Origin of the sequence: Roseibium marinum, from assembly GCF_002906165.1 — a bacterium.
Lineage (GTDB): Bacteria > Pseudomonadota > Alphaproteobacteria > Rhizobiales > Stappiaceae > Roseibium > Roseibium marinum.
Map to the genome: position 1 here is coordinate 292,966 of NZ_PPCN01000001.1, position 16,634 is coordinate 309,599.

The 16,634-nt window shown below is 60.4% G+C and carries 18 protein-coding genes; 7 read left to right on the forward strand and 11 right to left on the reverse strand.

Translation table 11 applies throughout. The annotated features are described in order from the left end of the window. Positions 1–137 precede the first annotated feature (137 nt). The 3 genes from CLV41_RS01315 to nifA all read left to right on the forward strand — a co-directional run bounded on the left by CLV41_RS01315 (position 138) and on the right by nifA (position 4,278). Positions 138–1,052 (forward strand): LysR family transcriptional regulator, encoded by a 915-nt coding sequence (locus tag CLV41_RS01315; protein WP_103220480.1) that lies wholly within the window; start codon positions 138–140, stop codon positions 1,050–1,052. 296 nt (positions 1,053–1,348) lie between these two features. After that, entirely contained in the window at positions 1,349–2,158 is an 810-nt protein-coding gene (locus CLV41_RS01320) for an SDR family NAD(P)-dependent oxidoreductase (protein WP_103220481.1), read from the forward strand. Positions 2,159–2,496: 338 nt separating this feature from the next. Further along, on the forward strand, positions 2,497–4,278 hold the full coding sequence (gene nifA / locus CLV41_RS01325) for a nif-specific transcriptional activator NifA (RefSeq protein WP_408013368.1): 1,782 nt from the start codon (positions 2,497–2,499) through the stop codon (positions 4,276–4,278). A gap of 201 nt (positions 4,279–4,479) precedes the next feature. Here nifA and nifV read toward each other — a convergent pair whose 3' ends face one another. From nifV to CLV41_RS01370, 9 genes are all read right to left on the reverse strand, one after another. Continuing rightward, positions 4,480–5,700, reverse strand: a complete 1,221-nt coding sequence (gene nifV / locus CLV41_RS01330; RefSeq protein ID WP_103220483.1) for a homocitrate synthase — start codon at positions 5,698–5,700, stop codon at positions 4,480–4,482. 211 nt (positions 5,701–5,911) lie between these two features. Beyond that, on the reverse strand, positions 5,912–6,454 hold the full coding sequence (locus CLV41_RS01335; protein ID WP_103220484.1) for a peroxiredoxin: 543 nt from the start codon (positions 6,452–6,454) through the stop codon (positions 5,912–5,914). A gap of 130 nt (positions 6,455–6,584) precedes the next feature. After that, positions 6,585–7,031, reverse strand: coding sequence for an iron response transcriptional regulator IrrA (gene irrA / locus CLV41_RS01340; RefSeq protein WP_103220485.1), 447 nt, complete (start codon positions 7,029–7,031; stop codon positions 6,585–6,587). A gap of 62 nt (positions 7,032–7,093) precedes the next feature. Further along, on the reverse strand, positions 7,094–7,387 hold the full coding sequence (locus tag CLV41_RS01345; RefSeq protein ID WP_235867076.1) for an iron-sulfur cluster assembly protein: 294 nt from the start codon (positions 7,385–7,387) through the stop codon (positions 7,094–7,096). Between the two features lie 74 nt (positions 7,388–7,461). Beyond that, positions 7,462–8,691, reverse strand: a complete 1,230-nt coding sequence (locus tag CLV41_RS01350; RefSeq protein WP_103221462.1) for a cysteine desulfurase — start codon at positions 8,689–8,691, stop codon at positions 7,462–7,464. 19 nt (positions 8,692–8,710) lie between these two features. Beyond that, a complete protein-coding gene (gene sufD, locus CLV41_RS01355) occupies positions 8,711–10,003 on the reverse strand; it encodes a Fe-S cluster assembly protein SufD (protein ID WP_103220487.1) in 1,293 nt (430 codons plus the stop codon). 13 nt (positions 10,004–10,016) lie between these two features. Continuing rightward, the gene (sufC, locus tag CLV41_RS01360) at positions 10,017–10,766 is read right to left on the reverse strand and encodes a Fe-S cluster assembly ATPase SufC (protein ID WP_103220488.1); all 750 of its coding nucleotides are present in this window, start codon (positions 10,764–10,766) and stop codon (positions 10,017–10,019) included. A 2-nt stretch (positions 10,767–10,768) separates the two neighbouring features. Beyond that, on the reverse strand, positions 10,769–12,235 hold the full coding sequence (sufB, locus tag CLV41_RS01365; RefSeq protein ID WP_103220489.1) for a Fe-S cluster assembly protein SufB: 1,467 nt from the start codon (positions 12,233–12,235) through the stop codon (positions 10,769–10,771). Between the two features lie 199 nt (positions 12,236–12,434). Then, positions 12,435–12,959 carry a hypothetical protein gene (locus CLV41_RS01370; RefSeq protein WP_103221463.1) on the reverse strand — a complete coding sequence of 175 codons (525 nt, stop codon included), beginning with the start codon at positions 12,957–12,959 and terminating at the stop codon, positions 12,435–12,437. A 326-nt stretch (positions 12,960–13,285) separates the two neighbouring features. On the opposite strand from CLV41_RS01370, the gene CLV41_RS01375 reads away from it, so the two are divergent. The 3 genes from CLV41_RS01375 (at position 13,286) to CLV41_RS01385 (ending at position 14,370) form a co-directional block, all read left to right on the forward strand. Next, the gene (locus CLV41_RS01375) at positions 13,286–13,519 is read left to right on the forward strand and encodes a BolA/IbaG family iron-sulfur metabolism protein (RefSeq protein WP_103220490.1); all 234 of its coding nucleotides are present in this window, start codon (positions 13,286–13,288) and stop codon (positions 13,517–13,519) included. A gap of 72 nt (positions 13,520–13,591) precedes the next feature. Next, on the forward strand, positions 13,592–13,981 hold the full coding sequence (gene grxD / locus CLV41_RS01380) for a Grx4 family monothiol glutaredoxin (RefSeq protein ID WP_103221464.1): 390 nt from the start codon (positions 13,592–13,594) through the stop codon (positions 13,979–13,981). Positions 13,982–14,016: 35 nt separating this feature from the next. Next, positions 14,017–14,370, forward strand: a complete 354-nt coding sequence (locus CLV41_RS01385) for a (2Fe-2S) ferredoxin domain-containing protein (protein WP_103220491.1) — start codon at positions 14,017–14,019, stop codon at positions 14,368–14,370. Positions 14,371–14,426: 56 nt separating this feature from the next. On the opposite strand, the gene CLV41_RS01390 is transcribed toward CLV41_RS01385, so the two are convergent. Together CLV41_RS01390 and CLV41_RS01395 are read right to left on the reverse strand one after the other, a co-directional pair. Continuing rightward, positions 14,427–14,795 (reverse strand): rhodanese-like domain-containing protein, encoded by a 369-nt coding sequence (locus tag CLV41_RS01390; protein ID WP_103220492.1) that lies wholly within the window; start codon positions 14,793–14,795, stop codon positions 14,427–14,429. Between the two features lie 42 nt (positions 14,796–14,837). After that, positions 14,838–15,272: a response regulator gene (locus CLV41_RS01395; protein ID WP_103220493.1), complete on the reverse strand. Its 435-nt coding sequence runs from the start codon at positions 15,270–15,272 to the stop codon at positions 14,838–14,840. A gap of 452 nt (positions 15,273–15,724) precedes the next feature. Between CLV41_RS01395 and nifH the strand changes: the two genes are divergently transcribed. After that, positions 15,725–16,609, forward strand: coding sequence for a nitrogenase iron protein (nifH, locus tag CLV41_RS01400; RefSeq protein ID WP_103220494.1), 885 nt, complete (start codon positions 15,725–15,727; stop codon positions 16,607–16,609). Positions 16,610–16,634 lie beyond the last annotated feature (25 nt).

Genomic DNA, 16,634 nt, shown 5'->3' on the forward strand with positions numbered 1-16,634 from the left:
CGCGCCGCGCCTTGTTTTCAGTTTCGGTGACATGCTCCCTCCAGCGTCCTGTGCGGTCACCTTGACCAACTTGCGGAAGCGATGCAAGATTATGAATAAACAAGCGCAGCCTATGCGCAAAACGCATAAGGTTAGCGATGCGCATCGATCTTCTGGAAACCTACCGCGCCATTCTCGCCATCGGCACCACGCAGGGCGCGGCCCTGGAACTGGGGGTCTCGCAATCGGCGGTCAGCCGGCGTCTCGCGCAACTGGAGGAAACGCTCGGTCTCACGCTCTTCATCCGCGACAAGACCCGGCTGATCCCGACGCGCGAGAACAGGATGATCCAGGGTCAGATAGAGGGGCTGCTGGACCGCAGCCACCGCCTGAGCGCCCGGGCGCAGGAACTGCGCAACGGCAATTCCTCCTCCATCACCCTCAGGGTGGCCTTTCCCTCAAGCCTGACACTGTCCGTGGTGCCGCGCATCGTGGCGGAGTTTCTGGCGGAAAACGACCAGGTGAAGCTCGAACTGCACAATGGTCCCTATGACAGCATCGAGCGCATGCTGCTGGACGAGCGGGCGGAAATCGGCTTCCTGCGCCATCCGGTGCAACGATCCGGCCTGAAGACCGCGCCGCTGGTCACCTCGCGCACGGTCTGTGTGGTGCCGCGCGGCCATCCGCTGGAGGCGCGCGGCACGGTCAGCGTCCGGGATCTGCGCGGCCTGCCGCTGATCCTGCTCGGCCGCGCCCGCTCCGTGCGTCAGGAATTCGAGGACCTCTTCCGCCGATCCGGCCTGCGGCCCGATATCCGCGTCGAGGCCCATTCGGTCTGCTCCGCCTGCGCGCTCGTCGCCGCCGGCCTCGGCGTCACCCTGGTGAACGAGCTGATGGCCATCGACCAGAAACACCTGCCCATCACGCTCCTCCCTCTGGCCGAATCCTTCCCCCACGCCTTCGCCTTCGCCATGATCGACGACACCCCGCCAAGCATCTCGGCAACCAAGTTCATGGAAAAAACCACCTCCATGCTCGCCGATTTCCTCAGCGCGAAGATTTCACCGGTGTGAGGGGAGGGGCGTGCAAGGGAAGTTGCCATGCCTCTGTCGGGCCGGTTCAGGCATGGTGTCTGATACTCGCCAACACGGGTGGAAACTGTCGGACCTCCGACACTTTTGTCGACAGCGTTTGGTCCAGACAACGGAAAGGCGGACACGGAGACGCTGGCACAAGGATTGCTATCTTTACAGCGCGGAAACCCTCCTTGCTCCGGTGAAGCCGAGCGCCCCGCCGGTCGCCTTGGGCCTGTGGCCAAAGCCACGGGCCCAAGGGCGGAGATTTGGATGACTGTTTGAACGGGGAGAGCATGTCGGACACCACGCTTCAAGAACCGCCCCGGTGCCCGGTCGATCATGGCGCGTCCAGCGTGCTGGACCCGGCCCGGCGGCGGACTGTCGTCGTGACCGGCGCAAGTCGCGGCATCGGCCACGCGGTCGTCAAACGGTTTGCCGAGGACGGCTGGCGGATTATCACCTGCTCGCGTCAACCCTTCGACGCGGTGCGGTGTCCCTGGGACGCGGGACCCGAAGACCACGTGCAGATCGATCTGTCGGATCGCAAGCGGACGGCCGTGGCGATTGAGGAAATTCGCGGCCGGCTTGAAGGCGGGCGGCTCGACGCACTTGTCAATAACGCCGGAATTTCACCCAAGGGCATGGAAGGTGAGCGGCTCAATTCGCTCACGACACCCGAAATGCTCTGGATGGGGGTGTTTCACGTCAATTTTCTGGCGCCTTTGCTCTTGGCTCGCGGCCTGTTTGCGGAACTTGCCGAGGCAAGCGGCGCGATCGTGAATATCACCTCGGTCGTCGGTTCCAGGGTGCACCCCTTCGCGGGCTCGGCCTACGCGACATCCAAGGCGGCTCTTTCTTCGCTGACGCGGGAAATGGCGGCGGATTTCGCACCGCATGGTATCCGGGTCAACGCGATTGCTCCGGGAGAGATCGTGACCGACATCCTGTCGCCGGAAACCGAGGAGCGATTCGTGCCGCTCATTCCCATGCGCCGCCTCGGCCAGCCGGAAGAAGTTGCGACCGTCGTGGCGTTCCTGTGTTCGGGGGCCGCGAGCTATGTGACCGGCGAAGAGATCAATATTAACGGTGGTCAACTGCTGTAAGATACATAAGTATTTCTATGTATTTGCGATGCGATTGTGCATTTTTTGCCGGAGAGTGATGATAATTGACGCAAGACGAAATAATGGTTCCCTGCTATATTCGAAGCATGAGGTGATCCATACCTGTTCCGCAAGTTGTTCAGATTTGGATGTTGAGAAATAACGCTTTGCTGGTGCCTTTGAAGCGCTGCCTGCAAAAGTTAGACGCGAAAAATTACCTTCCGAATACGCTTCAGGATGTTCCATACGCTCGGAATGTAAGAATACTTGCGCCTTTTTGCAGGGCGGATCTGCCCTTCGATGCGCTCCGGCTGGTTTCCATAATAGGGGCGCCGGCAATGAACCATTTCGTGACGATCTCAAAGACAGACCAGCCTATGGGCTCCGGCGATGGTTCCGGGGAAGCACTTTGGCATGGGACCAATGGCAAGTCGGACATCGGTCTGTTCGGTATTTATGAAATTTCCAAACTTCTGAATGAGCCGGCGCGGTTGGAAAGCGTGCTGGCAAGCGTTGCCAACGTGCTGAGTTCGTTTCTGCAGATGCGCCTCAGTATGATCGTCATCCTTGACGAGGCAGGCGACCCGGAAATCGTTGCGACCGCCGACGGGGTGGATGGAAGCGGGGCGCGCCGGACCGACACGCTGCCGCAGGTTGTCATCGACCGTCTGGTTGCCACCCAAACACCGCTGGTGGTGCAAAACATCGCTTCCGATCCCCTGTTCGCGGAGGTAGCGGAGCGAATTACCGAGGGCCTGAGTGGTGGCGTGGCGTTCCTGGGCGTGCCGATCAAGGCAGGCAATCAGGTTGTTGGCACCTTGTCGATAGACCGGGTGCGTGACGGCGCCACGACCTTCCGGATCGACGAGGATCTCCGCTTCCTGAAGATGGTGGCCAATCTGATCGGTCAGTCGGTGCGACTGCACCGTATCCTGTCGGCCGACCGGCAGCGACTGCTGAATGAGCGCAGCGCATTGGAAAAGGCGCTGAACCAGGAGCTTGCCGACAAGGGACATCTGCCCAAGCCCAGGATCGGCGGGATTGTCGGCGAGAGCGACAAGGTCCGCAAGGTCATGGAGAAGATCGCGGTGGTCGCACAGTCGAATTCCACCGTGTTGTTGCGCGGCGAAAGCGGAACCGGCAAGGAACTGTTCGCCCGCGCGATCCACGACATGTCGCCACGGAAATCGAAGCCTTTTGTGAAGTTGAATTGCGCGGCATTGCCGGAAAGTGTGCTTGAATCGGAACTCTTCGGACATGAAAAAGGCGCCTTTACCGGCGCCGTCGGTCAGCGTCAGGGGCGCTTCGAAATGGCCAATGGCGGCACCCTGCTGCTGGATGAAATCGGCGAAATTTCCGCGAATTTTCAGGCTAAATTGCTGCGCGTGCTGCAGGAAGGCGAATTCGAACGGGTCGGTGGCAGTAAAACGCTCAAGGTGGATGTCCGTTTGGTCTGCGCCACCAACAAGGATCTGGAGGCTGCCGTCAGCAAGGGTGAATTCCGCGCCGATCTTTACTATCGCATCAACGTGGTTCCGGTCTTTCTGCCGCCGCTGCGCGACCGGCCGGGCGATGTCAGACTGTTGGCGAGAAACTTTCTGGATCGCTTCAACAAGGAAAATGGCCGCAAGTTGCGTCTTTCCGGGACGGCGTTGAATGTACTTGAGCGCTGCTATTTTCCCGGCAATGTGCGCGAGTTGGAAAATTGTGTCCGCCGCACCGCCACGCTCGCCGCCAGCGAGGTGATTGACCGCTGTGATTTTGCCTGTGCCAGCGGCGATTGCCTTTCGGCGTTGTTGTGGACTGGCGGCGGCCGGTCCAACCCGGCCGAAATGGCAGTTTCAACCGCGGGCTCGACCGTCCCGGAGGCCGGACCGGCAGGCGCGGCATTTGCTTCAGCATCGGAGTTGCCGGTATCGCCATCGCAAGGGTGCAGCCATGCCGGCGAAGGAAGTTGCCCCGCGACCGCCGGTGGGCGACCCACGGACCGGGAACACCTGATCGAGGCTATGGAACGCGCGGGCTGGGTCCAGGCCAAGGCGGCCCGCCTGCTTGGTCTCACCCCCCGGCAGATCGGCTATGCGCTGAGGAAGCAGGGCATCGAGGTGAAACGCATTTAGAGACCTTCCCGACAAGGGCTCTAGAAAAATATCGCAGCCGGGAGCGACTTGGGTTTCGGCTGCCGATTGCGGCCCGCAGGATGCGCACCAGCCGCAATCGAGAAGGTTTGGATGACTCTGTTTCGGCGCGGCGCCATCGGTGCGAATGTAGCTAACCGGGAGTCGGATCGGGCCTCGCTATGGTCCGCAAACAGTAAATTCTCAGCTGTGCAATCGCCGATGAAATTCGATGACGTGACCGGTGCTTCGATCGTCACTCAGCGGAGCGATCAATGGATCGCCGCCCAGCCCCAGAAACCCTTCCGCCGCCACGAGGAGACGTTCCAGTTCGGCGCTACCGACCGGTCCCTTGTGCTTCGTCGCATGGTGGCGAACGAGCGAGAGCAAAACAGGCGCGACTTCAGGGTCAAGGACCCGGCCAAACGCTTCGACCGCGTTGTTGAGAGCCGCTGTGCCCGAGTGCTTGCCGACAACAATGGTGTGCCTACGGCCGAAGTCCGCCGGATCCGGCCCCTGATAGGTCTCGGGGGCCTTCAAAATGGCAGCGACGTGAATGCCTGATTCATGACTGAAAACGTCGCTTCCGACGATGGGCTTGCCATGTGGGACCGGACGCCCGGAAGCCGCCGCGACCCGCGCGGAAAGCAAGGACAGTTGCTTCCAGTCGATGCCGGTGCCGATGCCGTTCAATCGTCCCAAAGCTACGGCGATTTCCTCAAGCGGCGTGTTGCCCGCTCTCTCGCCAAGGCCGTTGACGGTCGCCGAGATATGCTGCGCGCCGGCGCGCACGGCAGCCAGACTGTTGGCGGTCGCCAGACCGAGATCGTTGTGACCGTGAAATTCCACCGCGAGACCGCCAACCGACACCACCCGCTCGACCATTTTTGCAGTCGAGAACGGATCCAGGATGCCGACCGTATCGGCGAGCCGAAACCGGAAGGCTCCCGCCTCCGCGGCTACGTCCGCCACACGAGCCAGGTGGTCCGGGTCTGCGCGCGAGGCATCCTCGCCACCGATGGCCACCTCGAAGCCGGCATCGAGGGCCATCGAGACAAACCTTCGTATGCGGGCCAGCGCTTCGTCCGGCCCGATTCCCAGTTTTGTCGACAACATGAGATCGGACATCGGAATCGACAGGTTCACCGCGTTGGCGCCACTTCGTTGCGCGGCCTTCAGGTCGCTCTCCATCATCCGGCACCAGGCAAGCACACGGAAGTCCCTGCTCAGCCGCGCGATGAGGCGAATGCTCTCGATTTCCTCATCGCCCATGGCCGGCGTTCCCGCCTCGATTTCCGGCACGCCGGCAAGGGCGAGCGCTTCGGCGATGTCGATTTTCTCCGACAGGGAAAAGGCGACCCCGGGGGCCTGCTCACCGTCACGGAGCGTGGTGTCATTCAAATAGACGAAAGGTGGGCGTTGCATGGCATGTTGCCTTTTGGGTCCGAAAACAGGTTCGCAGCCTACAGAGCAAAGGTCATGCCATGGTGTAAATTATTGATTTAATTAAATATTTTAAAATAAGATCTGTGTCGCAAACCGGACAGGGTTGAGTTTGCGACACAGGCTGCGAACCTTCGCGGGGTCCGGACGCATTGCCTGCTCCGGATTGGATCCGGTTGCGGGGGCGCCGTTCTCAGGCGGCCTCCGTCTTCTTCACTGCCCTGAGATTTTCCAGGATGTTCTGCGGCGAGGAGATGCCATAAGGGTCCGTCTCGCAGTTGTCCGAATAGCCTTCTTCCTCGAACCACATATCGATGACGCCGTTGTCGATCACGGCGCCGTAGCGCCAGGAGCGCATGCCGAAGCCGAGATTGTCCTTGGCAACCAGCATGCCCATTTTGCGGGTGAATTCGCCGGAGCCGTCAGGGATGACCTTCACCTTGTCGATACCCTGCGCCGAGGCCCAGGCATTCATGACGAAAGCGTCATTGACGGAGACGCAGTAGATCTCGTCGACACCTTCGGCCTTGAAATCGTCATAGAGCTTTTCGAAGTCCGGTAACTGATAGGTGGAGCAGGTCGGGGTGAAAGCGCCAGGTAAAGAAAACAGTATGACGCGCTTGCCCGCGAAGTAGTCGTCGGAAGTCTTGTCTTCCCAGCGAAAGGGATTGGGGCCTTCGATGGTTTCGTCACGCACACGGGTGCGGAAGGTTACGTTTGGAACTTTCTTCAGCATTGATCTTCGTCTCCTTGATCAGGTGCCGACCAATCCGGGGAGGCGGATGACCGGCCGGTTCGCCGTGCTTGGCAAAAGGGGAAATGAAATTGTGCGATTGGAGCGCGCGGTCGCTGTCCGCCGTCCAGGGTCAGGGTTTGATTTTCCTCAACCGGACGATGACGTCGATATGCGTCACTTCCATCCCTTCGGGCAGTTCCAGGTCGCGCTCGAGGCAGACCGAGCCGGTTGGAATATCCAGCACCTGCTTGTCGTCCTCGACGAAGAAATGATGATGGTCGGAGGTGTCGGTGTCGAAATAGTTGGATGTCGCATCCATGGTGACTTCCCGCAACAGGCCCGCCCGGCTGAACTGGTGCAAGGTGTTGTAGACCGTTGCCAGCGTGAGGTTGGCGTTGGCCGCAATTGCCTTCTGGTGCAGTTCGTCGGCATTGATGTGTTGATGCTTGCCGGTAAAGAGCAGTTCTCCCAACGCCAGGCGTTGTCGTGTCGCCCGCAGGCCATTCATGCGCAGGATCGCTTTCAAACTGGCCTGCTGTGAGGATGGCGGATAGTGGGGTGTGCTGAGGTCTGACATGTCACTCTCTCCAGGAACACGGAATTGAATGGGAAGCCTTCAACCAGGTGCCGGCCAGCGGATTACATGAAACCAAGCTCCAGTTTGGCTTCCTCGGACATTTTCGACTGGTCCCATGGCGGTTCGAACACCAGGCGCACGACGACCGCGTCGACGCCGGCCACGTCGTTGACCGCCTTTTGCACCCAGCCGACGATCTCGCCGGCAACCGGGCAGCCCGGCGCCGTGAGTGTCATTTCGATTTCTGCGATGCCGAGTTCGTTGACGGTGATGTCGTAGATCAAGCCGAGATCGTAGATGTTGACCGGGATTTCCGGGTCGAGCACTGTCCGGATCGCGGCGACGATCTCCTCCATCCGCTCGTCCCGTTCGGCTCCGGACGGTGTGACCGCTGCCGCTGGCAGCTCAAGGTTCTGCAACCCCCTGCCGGTCATCCGAAAAACTCCTTGACCTTGCGCACGCCCGCCACCAGCGCTTCCACGTCCGCATGGGTGTTGTAGAGAGCGAAGGAAGCCCGTGTCGAAGCGGTCACGCCCAGGTGATCCATCAACGGCTGGGCGCAATGGCTGCCCGTCCGCACGGCGACGCCGGACCGGTCCAGCAGCATGGAAATATCGTGCGCGTGGAAGCCTGCGAGATCGAAAGTCACCAAAGCGCCCTTGTCCGGCGCCGTTCCGAAGATCCGGAGACCGTCGATGCGGCTCAGTTCCTCCGTCGCGTGGGCGAGGAGATCGGCCTCGTGGGCGATTACCGCTGTCCGATCCAGATCTTCAAGGTATTCGAGTGCCGCACCGAGGCCGATGGCCTGGGCAATAGCCGGCGTTCCAGCCTCGAAGCGGTGCGGCGGGACACCGTAGGTGATCTTGTCCCGCGTCACCGTTTCGATCATCTCGCCGCCGCCCTGATAGGGCCGCATCGCCTCCAGATGTTCGAACTTTCCATAGAAAAATCCGATGCCGGTTGGGCCATAGAGCTTGTGGCCCGTGGCAACATAGAAATCGCAATCGAGAGCCTGGACGTCGACCGTCTCGTGGACCGCGCCCTGGCAGCCGTCGACCATCACCTTGGCCCCGGCAGCGTGCGCCAACCGGATCACTTCCGGCAAGGGCGACAACGTGCCGAGCACATTCGACATATGGGTCACGGCGACGATTTTCGTTTTCGGCGAAACCAGTTTGGCGAACGCGTCCAGATCGAACGACCCGTCCGCAGTCACGGGGACCCATTTCAGCACCGCGCCGTTGCGCTCGCGCAGGAAATGCCACGGCACGATGTTGGAGTGGTGCTCCATGTCGGTGACGATGATCTCGTCGCCCGGACCGATGTCTTCGCCAAGGCTTGAGGCTATCAGGTTGATCGCCTCCGTCCCGCCCTTGGTGAAGATGATCTCCTCCACCTGCGCGGCGTTGACGAAGCTGCGCGCCGTTTCGCGTGCCTTCTCGAAAGCGGCCGTGGATTCGCTCGACAGGAAATGGATGCCGCGATGGACGTTGGCATAGGTCTCCGCATAGGCGCCTGTGACGGCGTCCAGAACGGCTCGTGGTTTTTGTGCCGATGCGGCGTTGTCGAGATAGACGAGCGGTTTGCCGTGCACTTCGCGGGTGAGGATCGGGAAATCGGCTCGAACGGCATCGACGTCGAATGCCGTCTGCGCCGGCATGGCCCTCAGCGTCTGCGGGTTATCCGGCATGGGTCACCTCCGTTGCGTGAAGCGAGAGCCAGTCCGTGATCGTTCCGGCGGCCACATCCCGCAGGTCCGCCCTTTCGATCGTGTCCAGGGCTTCCTGGAGGAAAGCCTCGACCAGCATCGCACGGGCCTCCTCTTCCGGGATGCCGCGGGTGCGCAGGAAGAAGAGTGCGTCCATATCCAGTTCGCCCGCCGTTGCGCCGTGGCTGCATTTCACGTCGTCGGCGAAAATTTCCAGCTCGGGTTTTGTCGCGATTCGCGCTTCCCGGGAGAGCAGCAACGCGCGGCTCATCTGATAGGCGTTTGTTTTCTGGGCTTCGGGACGCACCTTGACGCATCCCTGGTAGGCGCTTTTCGAACTGCCGGAAAGCACGCCCCGGAAGGCCTGCCGGCTCGTGGTGTGGGGGGCTGCATGGGTGATGACGGTGGTGTTGTCGCAGTGACTTTCGCCGGTCACCAGAAACGCCCCGTCGATTTCCACGTTGGCGTTGTCGCCGGTCAGCTCGAACAGGGCTTCGTGACGGCAGAAATGCCCGCCCTCGGAGAGATAGAAGCCCTTGTATTGTGCGGCTTTTGACACATCGCCCAGGGTGATGGCTGTCTGCCGTGAGGCGCCGCCGAGCTGGTCGATCCGCACATGGGTGAGCTTGGCGGTTTGAGCCAGACGAAGTTCCGTCACGACCGTGGCAAACCCCGGCGTGCCTCTATGGGTTTCGAGAATGGTCGCCTCGGCGCCTTCTTCCAGCTCAACCAGAAGCCGGACATGCCGGCCGTCGACGTCGGCGGTCTCCTCCGCCGGCCAATTGAAGCGGATATGCAGGGGATTGGACAGGGTCTCGCCCTTGGGGATGCGCAGGACAAAGCCTTCTTCCATCCGCGCGGTGTTGAGGCCCAGGATCGCATGGCCTGTCTGTTCCGCGCCGTTGATCTGGCCGAGTGTTTTCGCGAAAGGCGAAGCGCTGTCGGCAAGCACGGCGGCTAACGGAACGATGCAGTCGGCCGGCAGCTTGGACCGCGCGGCGTCGAAAACGCCGTTTTCGAAGACGGCCAGATAGGACCCGTCCAGAGCGAGCGGTACCCGGGAAACGGACGTTCCCTTTGGCGCCTTGGTCAAGGCCAGAGCCAGATCGGAGTATTTCCACGATTCCCGGCGGCGGTCCGGAATGCCGAGACGGCTGAATTTCTCCCGCCCCTGTTCGCGGAGCGCTCCGGCCCAGGGCGCGGTGCCCGTCTGAAGTGCGGAGGCCGACTTCAACAGACGGTCGATGGATATGATCTCTCCCATAACGCCCTCTCTTTCACGCGGCCTGACCGATCACGGCATCGTAGCCCTGATCCTCGAGTTGACGGGCCAGGGTCTTATCGCCGGACTTGACGATGCGGCCGCCGGCCAGGATGTGCACCACGTCCGGTTCGATATAGTCGAGCAGGCGCTGGTAGTGGGTGATCACCAGGAACGAGCGCTCCGGGCAACGCAGGGCATTGACGCCCTCGGCGACCAGCCGCAGCGCGTCGATGTCGAGGCCGGAATCCGTTTCGTCGAGAACGGCGAGCGACGGCTTCAAAAGTGTCATCTGCAGCACCTCGTTGCGCTTCTTCTCGCCGCCGGAAAAACCGACATTGAGTGGCCGGCGCAACATGTCCTCGGTGACATTGAGCTTCTTCGCGGCCTCGCGGAGCATCTTCAGGAACTCGACCGCGGTCGGTTCCTTCTCGCCGCGCGAGCGGGCCTGCGCGTTCACGGCTGTCTTGAGGAAGTTCATGCTCGTCACGCCGGGGATCTCGATCGGCGACTGAAACGCCAGGAACATTCCCTTGGCGGCGCGCTCTTCGGGCGGAAGGTCGACGAAGTCCTCGCCCTTGAAGCGAATGGCGCCCGAGGTCACCTCGTAGCCCTCCCGCCCGGCCAGCGTGTAGGACGTGGTCGACTTTCCGGCGCCGTTGGGGCCCATGATGGCGTGAACCTCGCCGGCCGGAACGGTCAGCGACAGGCCTTTCAGGATGTTCTTGTCCTGAACCGATACATGCAGGTCTTCAATTTCAAGCATGGCTAGCCAACGCTCCCTTCCAGACTGATTCCGACAAGCTTCTGCGCCTCGACCGCGAACTCCATCGGGAGTTGTTGCAGCACGTCCTTGCAGAAGCCGTTGACAATGAGGGCGACGGCCTCTTCCGCGTCGATGCCGCGGGAGAGGCAATAAAACAGCTGGTCTTCGCTGATCTTCGAGGTAGTCGCCTCGTGCTCGATCATCGCCGAGCGATTGCGGCTCTCGATGTAGGGCACAGTATGAGCACCGCAGTCCGAGCCCATCAGCAGGCTGTCGCACTGGGTGAAGTTGCGCGCGCCGTCGGCCTTGGAATGCATGCGAACCAAACCGCGATAGGTATTTTGCGAATGCCCCGCCGATATTCCTTTCGAGATGATCCGGCTCTTGGTGTTCTTGCCGAGATGGATCATCTTCGTGCCGGTGTCGGCCTGCTGGTAATTGTTGGTGATGGCGATGGAGTAGAACTCGCCCTGGCTGTTCTCGCCGCGCAGGATGCAGGACGGATATTTCCAGGTGATCGCCGAGCCGGTCTCGACCTGGGTCCAGGAGATCTTGGAATGGTCACCCCGGCAGTCGCCGCGCTTGGTGACGAAATTGTAGATTCCGCCCTTGCCGGTCTCGTCGCCCGGATACCAGTTCTGCACGGTGGAATATTTGATCTCGGCACCCTCGAGCGCCACGAGCTCGACAACTGCGGCATGCAACTGGTTCTCGTCGCGTTGCGGCGCCGTGCAGCCTTCCAGGTAGCTGACGTAGGAATTCTTGTCGGCGATGATCAGCGTGCGTTCGAACTGGCCGGTGTTGGACGCGTTGATGCGGAAATAGGTCGACAGCTCCATCGGGCAGCGCACGCCCTCGGGGATATAGACGAAGGAACCGTCGGAAAAGACCGCGGAGTTCAGCGTGGCGTAGAAATTGTCTGTGACCGGAACGACCGTTCCGAGGTATTTCTGAACCAGCTCCGGATACTTCGAGATCGCTTCCGATATCGGGCAGAAGATGACGCCGGCTTCCTCAAGGGTCTCCTTGAAGGTGGTGACCACGGAAACACTGTCGAACACCGCATCGACCGCGACCCGGTTCTTCGGCTCGACGCCCGCCAGGATTTCCTGTTCGGAAAGCGGAATACCGAGTTTTTTGTAAGTCTCCAACAGCTCCGGATCGACCTCGTCCAGGCTCTTCGGGCTGGTCTTGTCGCTCTTCGGCGCCGCGTAGTAGTAAAGATCGTCGAAATCGACCCTTGGATAGTGCAACTTGGCCCAGTCAGGCTCGCGCATCGCCTGCCAGCGCTTATAGGCGGCAAGACGCCAGTCGAGCATCCAGTCCGGTTCGTCCTTCTTTGCGGAAATAAAGCGAATGACGTCCTCGGACAGGCCTTTCGGGGCGAATTCGCTTTCGATGTCGCTGACGAACCCGTACTTGTATTTCTGGCCGGCGAATTCTTCCAAAGTTTCCATTTCCTGGGTCATGTCAGGTTCCCGACGTTGGCGTGAATCGAACATGGCGGCAGTGCGACATCGAGGATGTCTTGAGGAACCTCGCGACGGCATCGACCCCGCTGGAGGCCTGGAAAACCGCTGATTTTTACGATTTCTTTGCGAAGCTCGCTGCTGCCGGTCACGGGGTTGGTCCTAAAGGTCGTCTGGTTGGAACTCTCTTGGAATGGTTCTAAGCAAGGGGTATGCCACTTGTTCCCGCTACCTCCGGCGCGGGGGTACCGAGCCCGGCGGCGAGGGCTGAAATGACCGGCCAGCCAGTCGACCCGGTCGGGTCGAGCTTTTTCAATGCCGCAAGCATTTCCAAAGCCATTTGGATGTCGTCTTTGCGCAGATGGATGAAGGCGAGCGCCTTCAACGTGTAGAGCGCGAAGCGGCCCGGGCCCTTCGAGGCAAGCGGAGCGGAACTCCACTGGCGCCAATCCAGGTCCCAACCTGCCTGTCGTGCTGCTTCTGCCAGGCCGCCTTCAGCCGCCGCCAACGCCTGATCCAGATGGCCTTGATAGGTGTGGATCTTATAGAGACAGAAATAGACCGGCAGTTCCGAGGGTGCCGCGTCCAACGCCTGCCGGAACAGGCGGTCGGCTTCCGTGTGGTCGTGCCGATAGGCCCGGACGCCCTGCTGCAGAAGCGTGTTCACTGCATCCGGCAAGGCGCCGAAGTCGATCGGGTCGGGTTCGAGATGAAGATCGGTCATGAGGTCCTTCCTGCGGTGCCTGAAACATTCGAAGCAGTTCCAGCCAAGCAAAAGCCGGACCGCGCGGGAAAAGCCTGAAAAGGCCCGCAAATACGATGTTTCCCGATCGTCAATCCTGTCTGTTTCAAAACACGGCGCACATTGGATGTCGGGAAGGCGACAGGACAGGCCGGATTGCATGGGAGTGACGCGAGTTGTCGCGAGGACCGGCGCGGCCCGGAAAAGCCTTGAATCTCTGTGCCTTGCGGCTGCAGTGGATGAAGTGGTTCCTAACTTGCATTGAACTGGAAAATGCCTGCCACCCCAAAGCAGAAGGACGTGCAATCATGGCTATGGACGGGTCGGAAATCGAACGCCTCATCAAGAACGCCTTGCCGGACGCCCGCATCGTCATCGTCGACCTTGCCGGCGACGGCGATCACTACGCGGCCAAGGTCAGCTCGGAAGCATTTCGCGGCAAGTCGAGGGTGCAGCAGCACCAGATGATCTATGCCGCCTTGCAAGGAGAAATGGGCGGCGCTCTTCACGCGCTCGCTCTGGAGACTTCCGTTCCCGGTTAAACCTGTCCGCCCATGCGGTGGCGCCACCAAATCATCGTTCACCACATCAATCCCGAAAGAAAGGAGACATCCATGTCCCAATCCGTATCCGACCGCATCAATGGCATCGTTGCCGCCGATGGTGTGCACCTGTTCATGAAGGGAACGCCGGCCGCCCCGCAATGCGGGTTTTCCGGCGCCGTTGTCCAGTTGTTGACCCAACTGGGTATTCCATTTGCCAGCACCGATGTCCTTGCCGACCTGGAAATTCGCGAGGGCATCAAGGCCTATTCGAACTGGCCAACCATCCCGCAGCTCTATGTGAAAGGTGAATTCGTCGGTGGATGCGACATCGTCCGCGAAATGGCGCAAAGCGGCGAACTGGAGACGCTGGTCAAAGAGAAAGGTGTCGCCCCGGCGTCTGCCGGGACCGCTCAAGCGTCCGTCCGGGCGCAGTTCCACCGTGCAAGTCCGGATGCCTGAGGCTTCGGTCCGAAAAATGTGAGGAGAGGCACGAAATGGACAGTCAGGTCACCGACTTCTCGGAAGTCCCGCAGCTTTACAAGCGCCATGTCTTCGCTTGCCATACGCAGCGGCCACCGACCCATCCGCGCGGCAGCTGCGGTGCGGCCGGGGCGCAGCCGCTCTGGGAGCGCCTTGGCAACAGGATCGGCAACGATGGGCTGACGGACGTCGGCTTCACGGTGTCCGGCTGCCTCGGTTTCTGTTCGGCCGGACCCTTGATGGTGGTCTATCCCGAAGGGATCTGGTACCGGCCGACGACACCGGAAGATATCGATGAGATCGTTGAGACACATCTGAAGAACGGTGAGCTGGTCGAGCGGCTTGTCATGGTCTTTGCCCGGGCCTGAACGATATGGACCCGAAGGGTCACGCTGGACGGACGCGGTGTCCGCGCCCGTTCACGTCAGACGAGGGCCATTGTCTTGAGCGTGAGATCCTGGGCGTCCAGGTCCTGGGCTTCGATCTCGCTTTGGTGCCAGGCATCGTAGCCACCATCCAGGCTGTAGACCTCCTGAAAGCGAAAATCCGAAAAGGCCCGGGCATAATCCTGGCTGGCATAGCCGCGGTAGCAATAGATCAGGACCGGCATGTCCCGTGGTGCGGAATCGAGGATTGCCGCCAGATTGTTGATCGAGACATTCCTGGCCTCCGGAATGTGTTGCTTTTTGTAGGCCTTGACATCGCGGACGTCGATAATCAGGACGTCGTCGCGCGAGGCAAGCTCGCGGGCGGTTTGAACATTGATCCTTTGGAAGTCCTTGCGCGGGATCATGATCGATACTCCTTGGACTGAGTGGATGTGCCGGGTGGGTTCCTAGGTAGGCAAGCCGAGCTGCACGAGCGGCGCGGCGCCGCCGCGACCAAGGATCGTATCCACCTTGGATCGCACGGCATCGAGTATCAGGGGTTTTACAAGGGCTCCGTTCGCGCCGGCCTTGATGGCGTCCACCGCGACGGCTTCATCGGCCTTGTCGCAGACGACAATGACCTGGACGGAGGGAAATCTGGTCTTCAAGTCGTCGACCAGTCCACTGCCTTTTTCTTTGAGAAAGGAGACGCCGAGCAGGACGAGGTCGGGCTTCAGCCAGTCGACACCCTTCTCATAGGCTTCTTCCAAAGTAGCCAGTTCATGGGTTTCGATTTCATCCTGCAACATGAACTGCAGGGCCGTGCGGGTGATGTCATCGTCATCAATGACGAAAACGCGCCGCTGATCGACTGCTTTGGAAGTTTCCACACCGATTTGCATATCGCCCTCGCTTGCCTTCGGAGAATGGTCGCGCCTATCGCGGCCTTAAGACGACGAAGCAAAAACCGTTCCGAATGGGTTCTGTCGTTGAAAAAGAAGCGGGACCGGTGGTTTTCAGGCCGTTGGGCAATCGGGCGTGGCGGACGCCGACAGACAGGATTGTTGTTTTGTTTGTCGCAGCCGACACACCAGTGTCGTGTTCTTCACACGCCTCGTCGCAACGGGGAGTTATATAAATTACCATGTAAATCAGATACTTAACGATTTTTCGCAATTTGGCACGTTCGATGCAATTACCGAAGGCGGAACGGCTAGTGAGGGCTGAGCGCACGCCTACGCTTCGACGAGCGATGTGCTCCTTCCCATGAAACCGCGAGCTCGTTTCCTGGAATGAGGCCTGTCCACGCGAGGGGCGGGACAGTCACTAACCAACGGTTCTAAGGAGACGTACCATGTCGTCACTGCGACAGATTGCTTTTTACGGAAAAGGTGGCATCGGCAAGTCCACCACATCCCAGAATACCCTGGCGGCTCTGGCTGATCTGGACCAGCGCATCATGATCGTCGGCTGTGATCCGAAAGCGGATTCCACCCGTCTGATGCTGCATGCCAAGGCCCAGGACACCATCTTGAGCCTGGCGGCGGAAGCCGGCAGCGTCGAGGATCTCGAGCTCGAGGACGTACTCAAGATCGGCTACAAGGACATCAAATGTGTTGAGTCCGGTGGACCTGAGCCCGGCGTTGGCTGTGCTGGCCGCGGCGTGATCACCTCGATCAACTTCCTGGAAGAAAACGGCGCCTATGACGACCTGGACTACGTCTCCTATGACGTTCTTGGCGACGTTGTCTGCGGCGGCTTCGCAATGCCCATCCGCGAGAACAAGGCGCAGGAAATCTACATCGTCATGTCCGGCGAGATGATGGCCATGTACGCTGCCAACAACATCTCGAAGGGCATTTTGAAGTATGCCAATTCCGGCGGCGTCCGTCTCGGCGGCCTGATCTGCAACGAGCGTCAGACCGACAAGGAACTGGAGCTTGCCGAAAACCTGGCGAAGAAGCTGGGCACCGAGCTGACTTACTTCATCCCGCGGGACAACATTGTTCAGCACGCCGAGCTGCGCCGCATGACGGTGATCGAATATGCGCCGGACTCCCAGCAGGCCGATCACTATCGCAACCTTGCGAAGAAAATTCACGGCAACGCCGGCAAGGGCATCATCCCGACTCCCATCACGATGGATGAGCTTGAGGACATGCTGATGGAGCACGGCATCTTGAAAACCATCGACGAGACCCAGGTCGGCAAGACTGCCGCCGAACTGGAAATCGCCTAACCCGCCTGAAGGCGCGTTCCGGCCC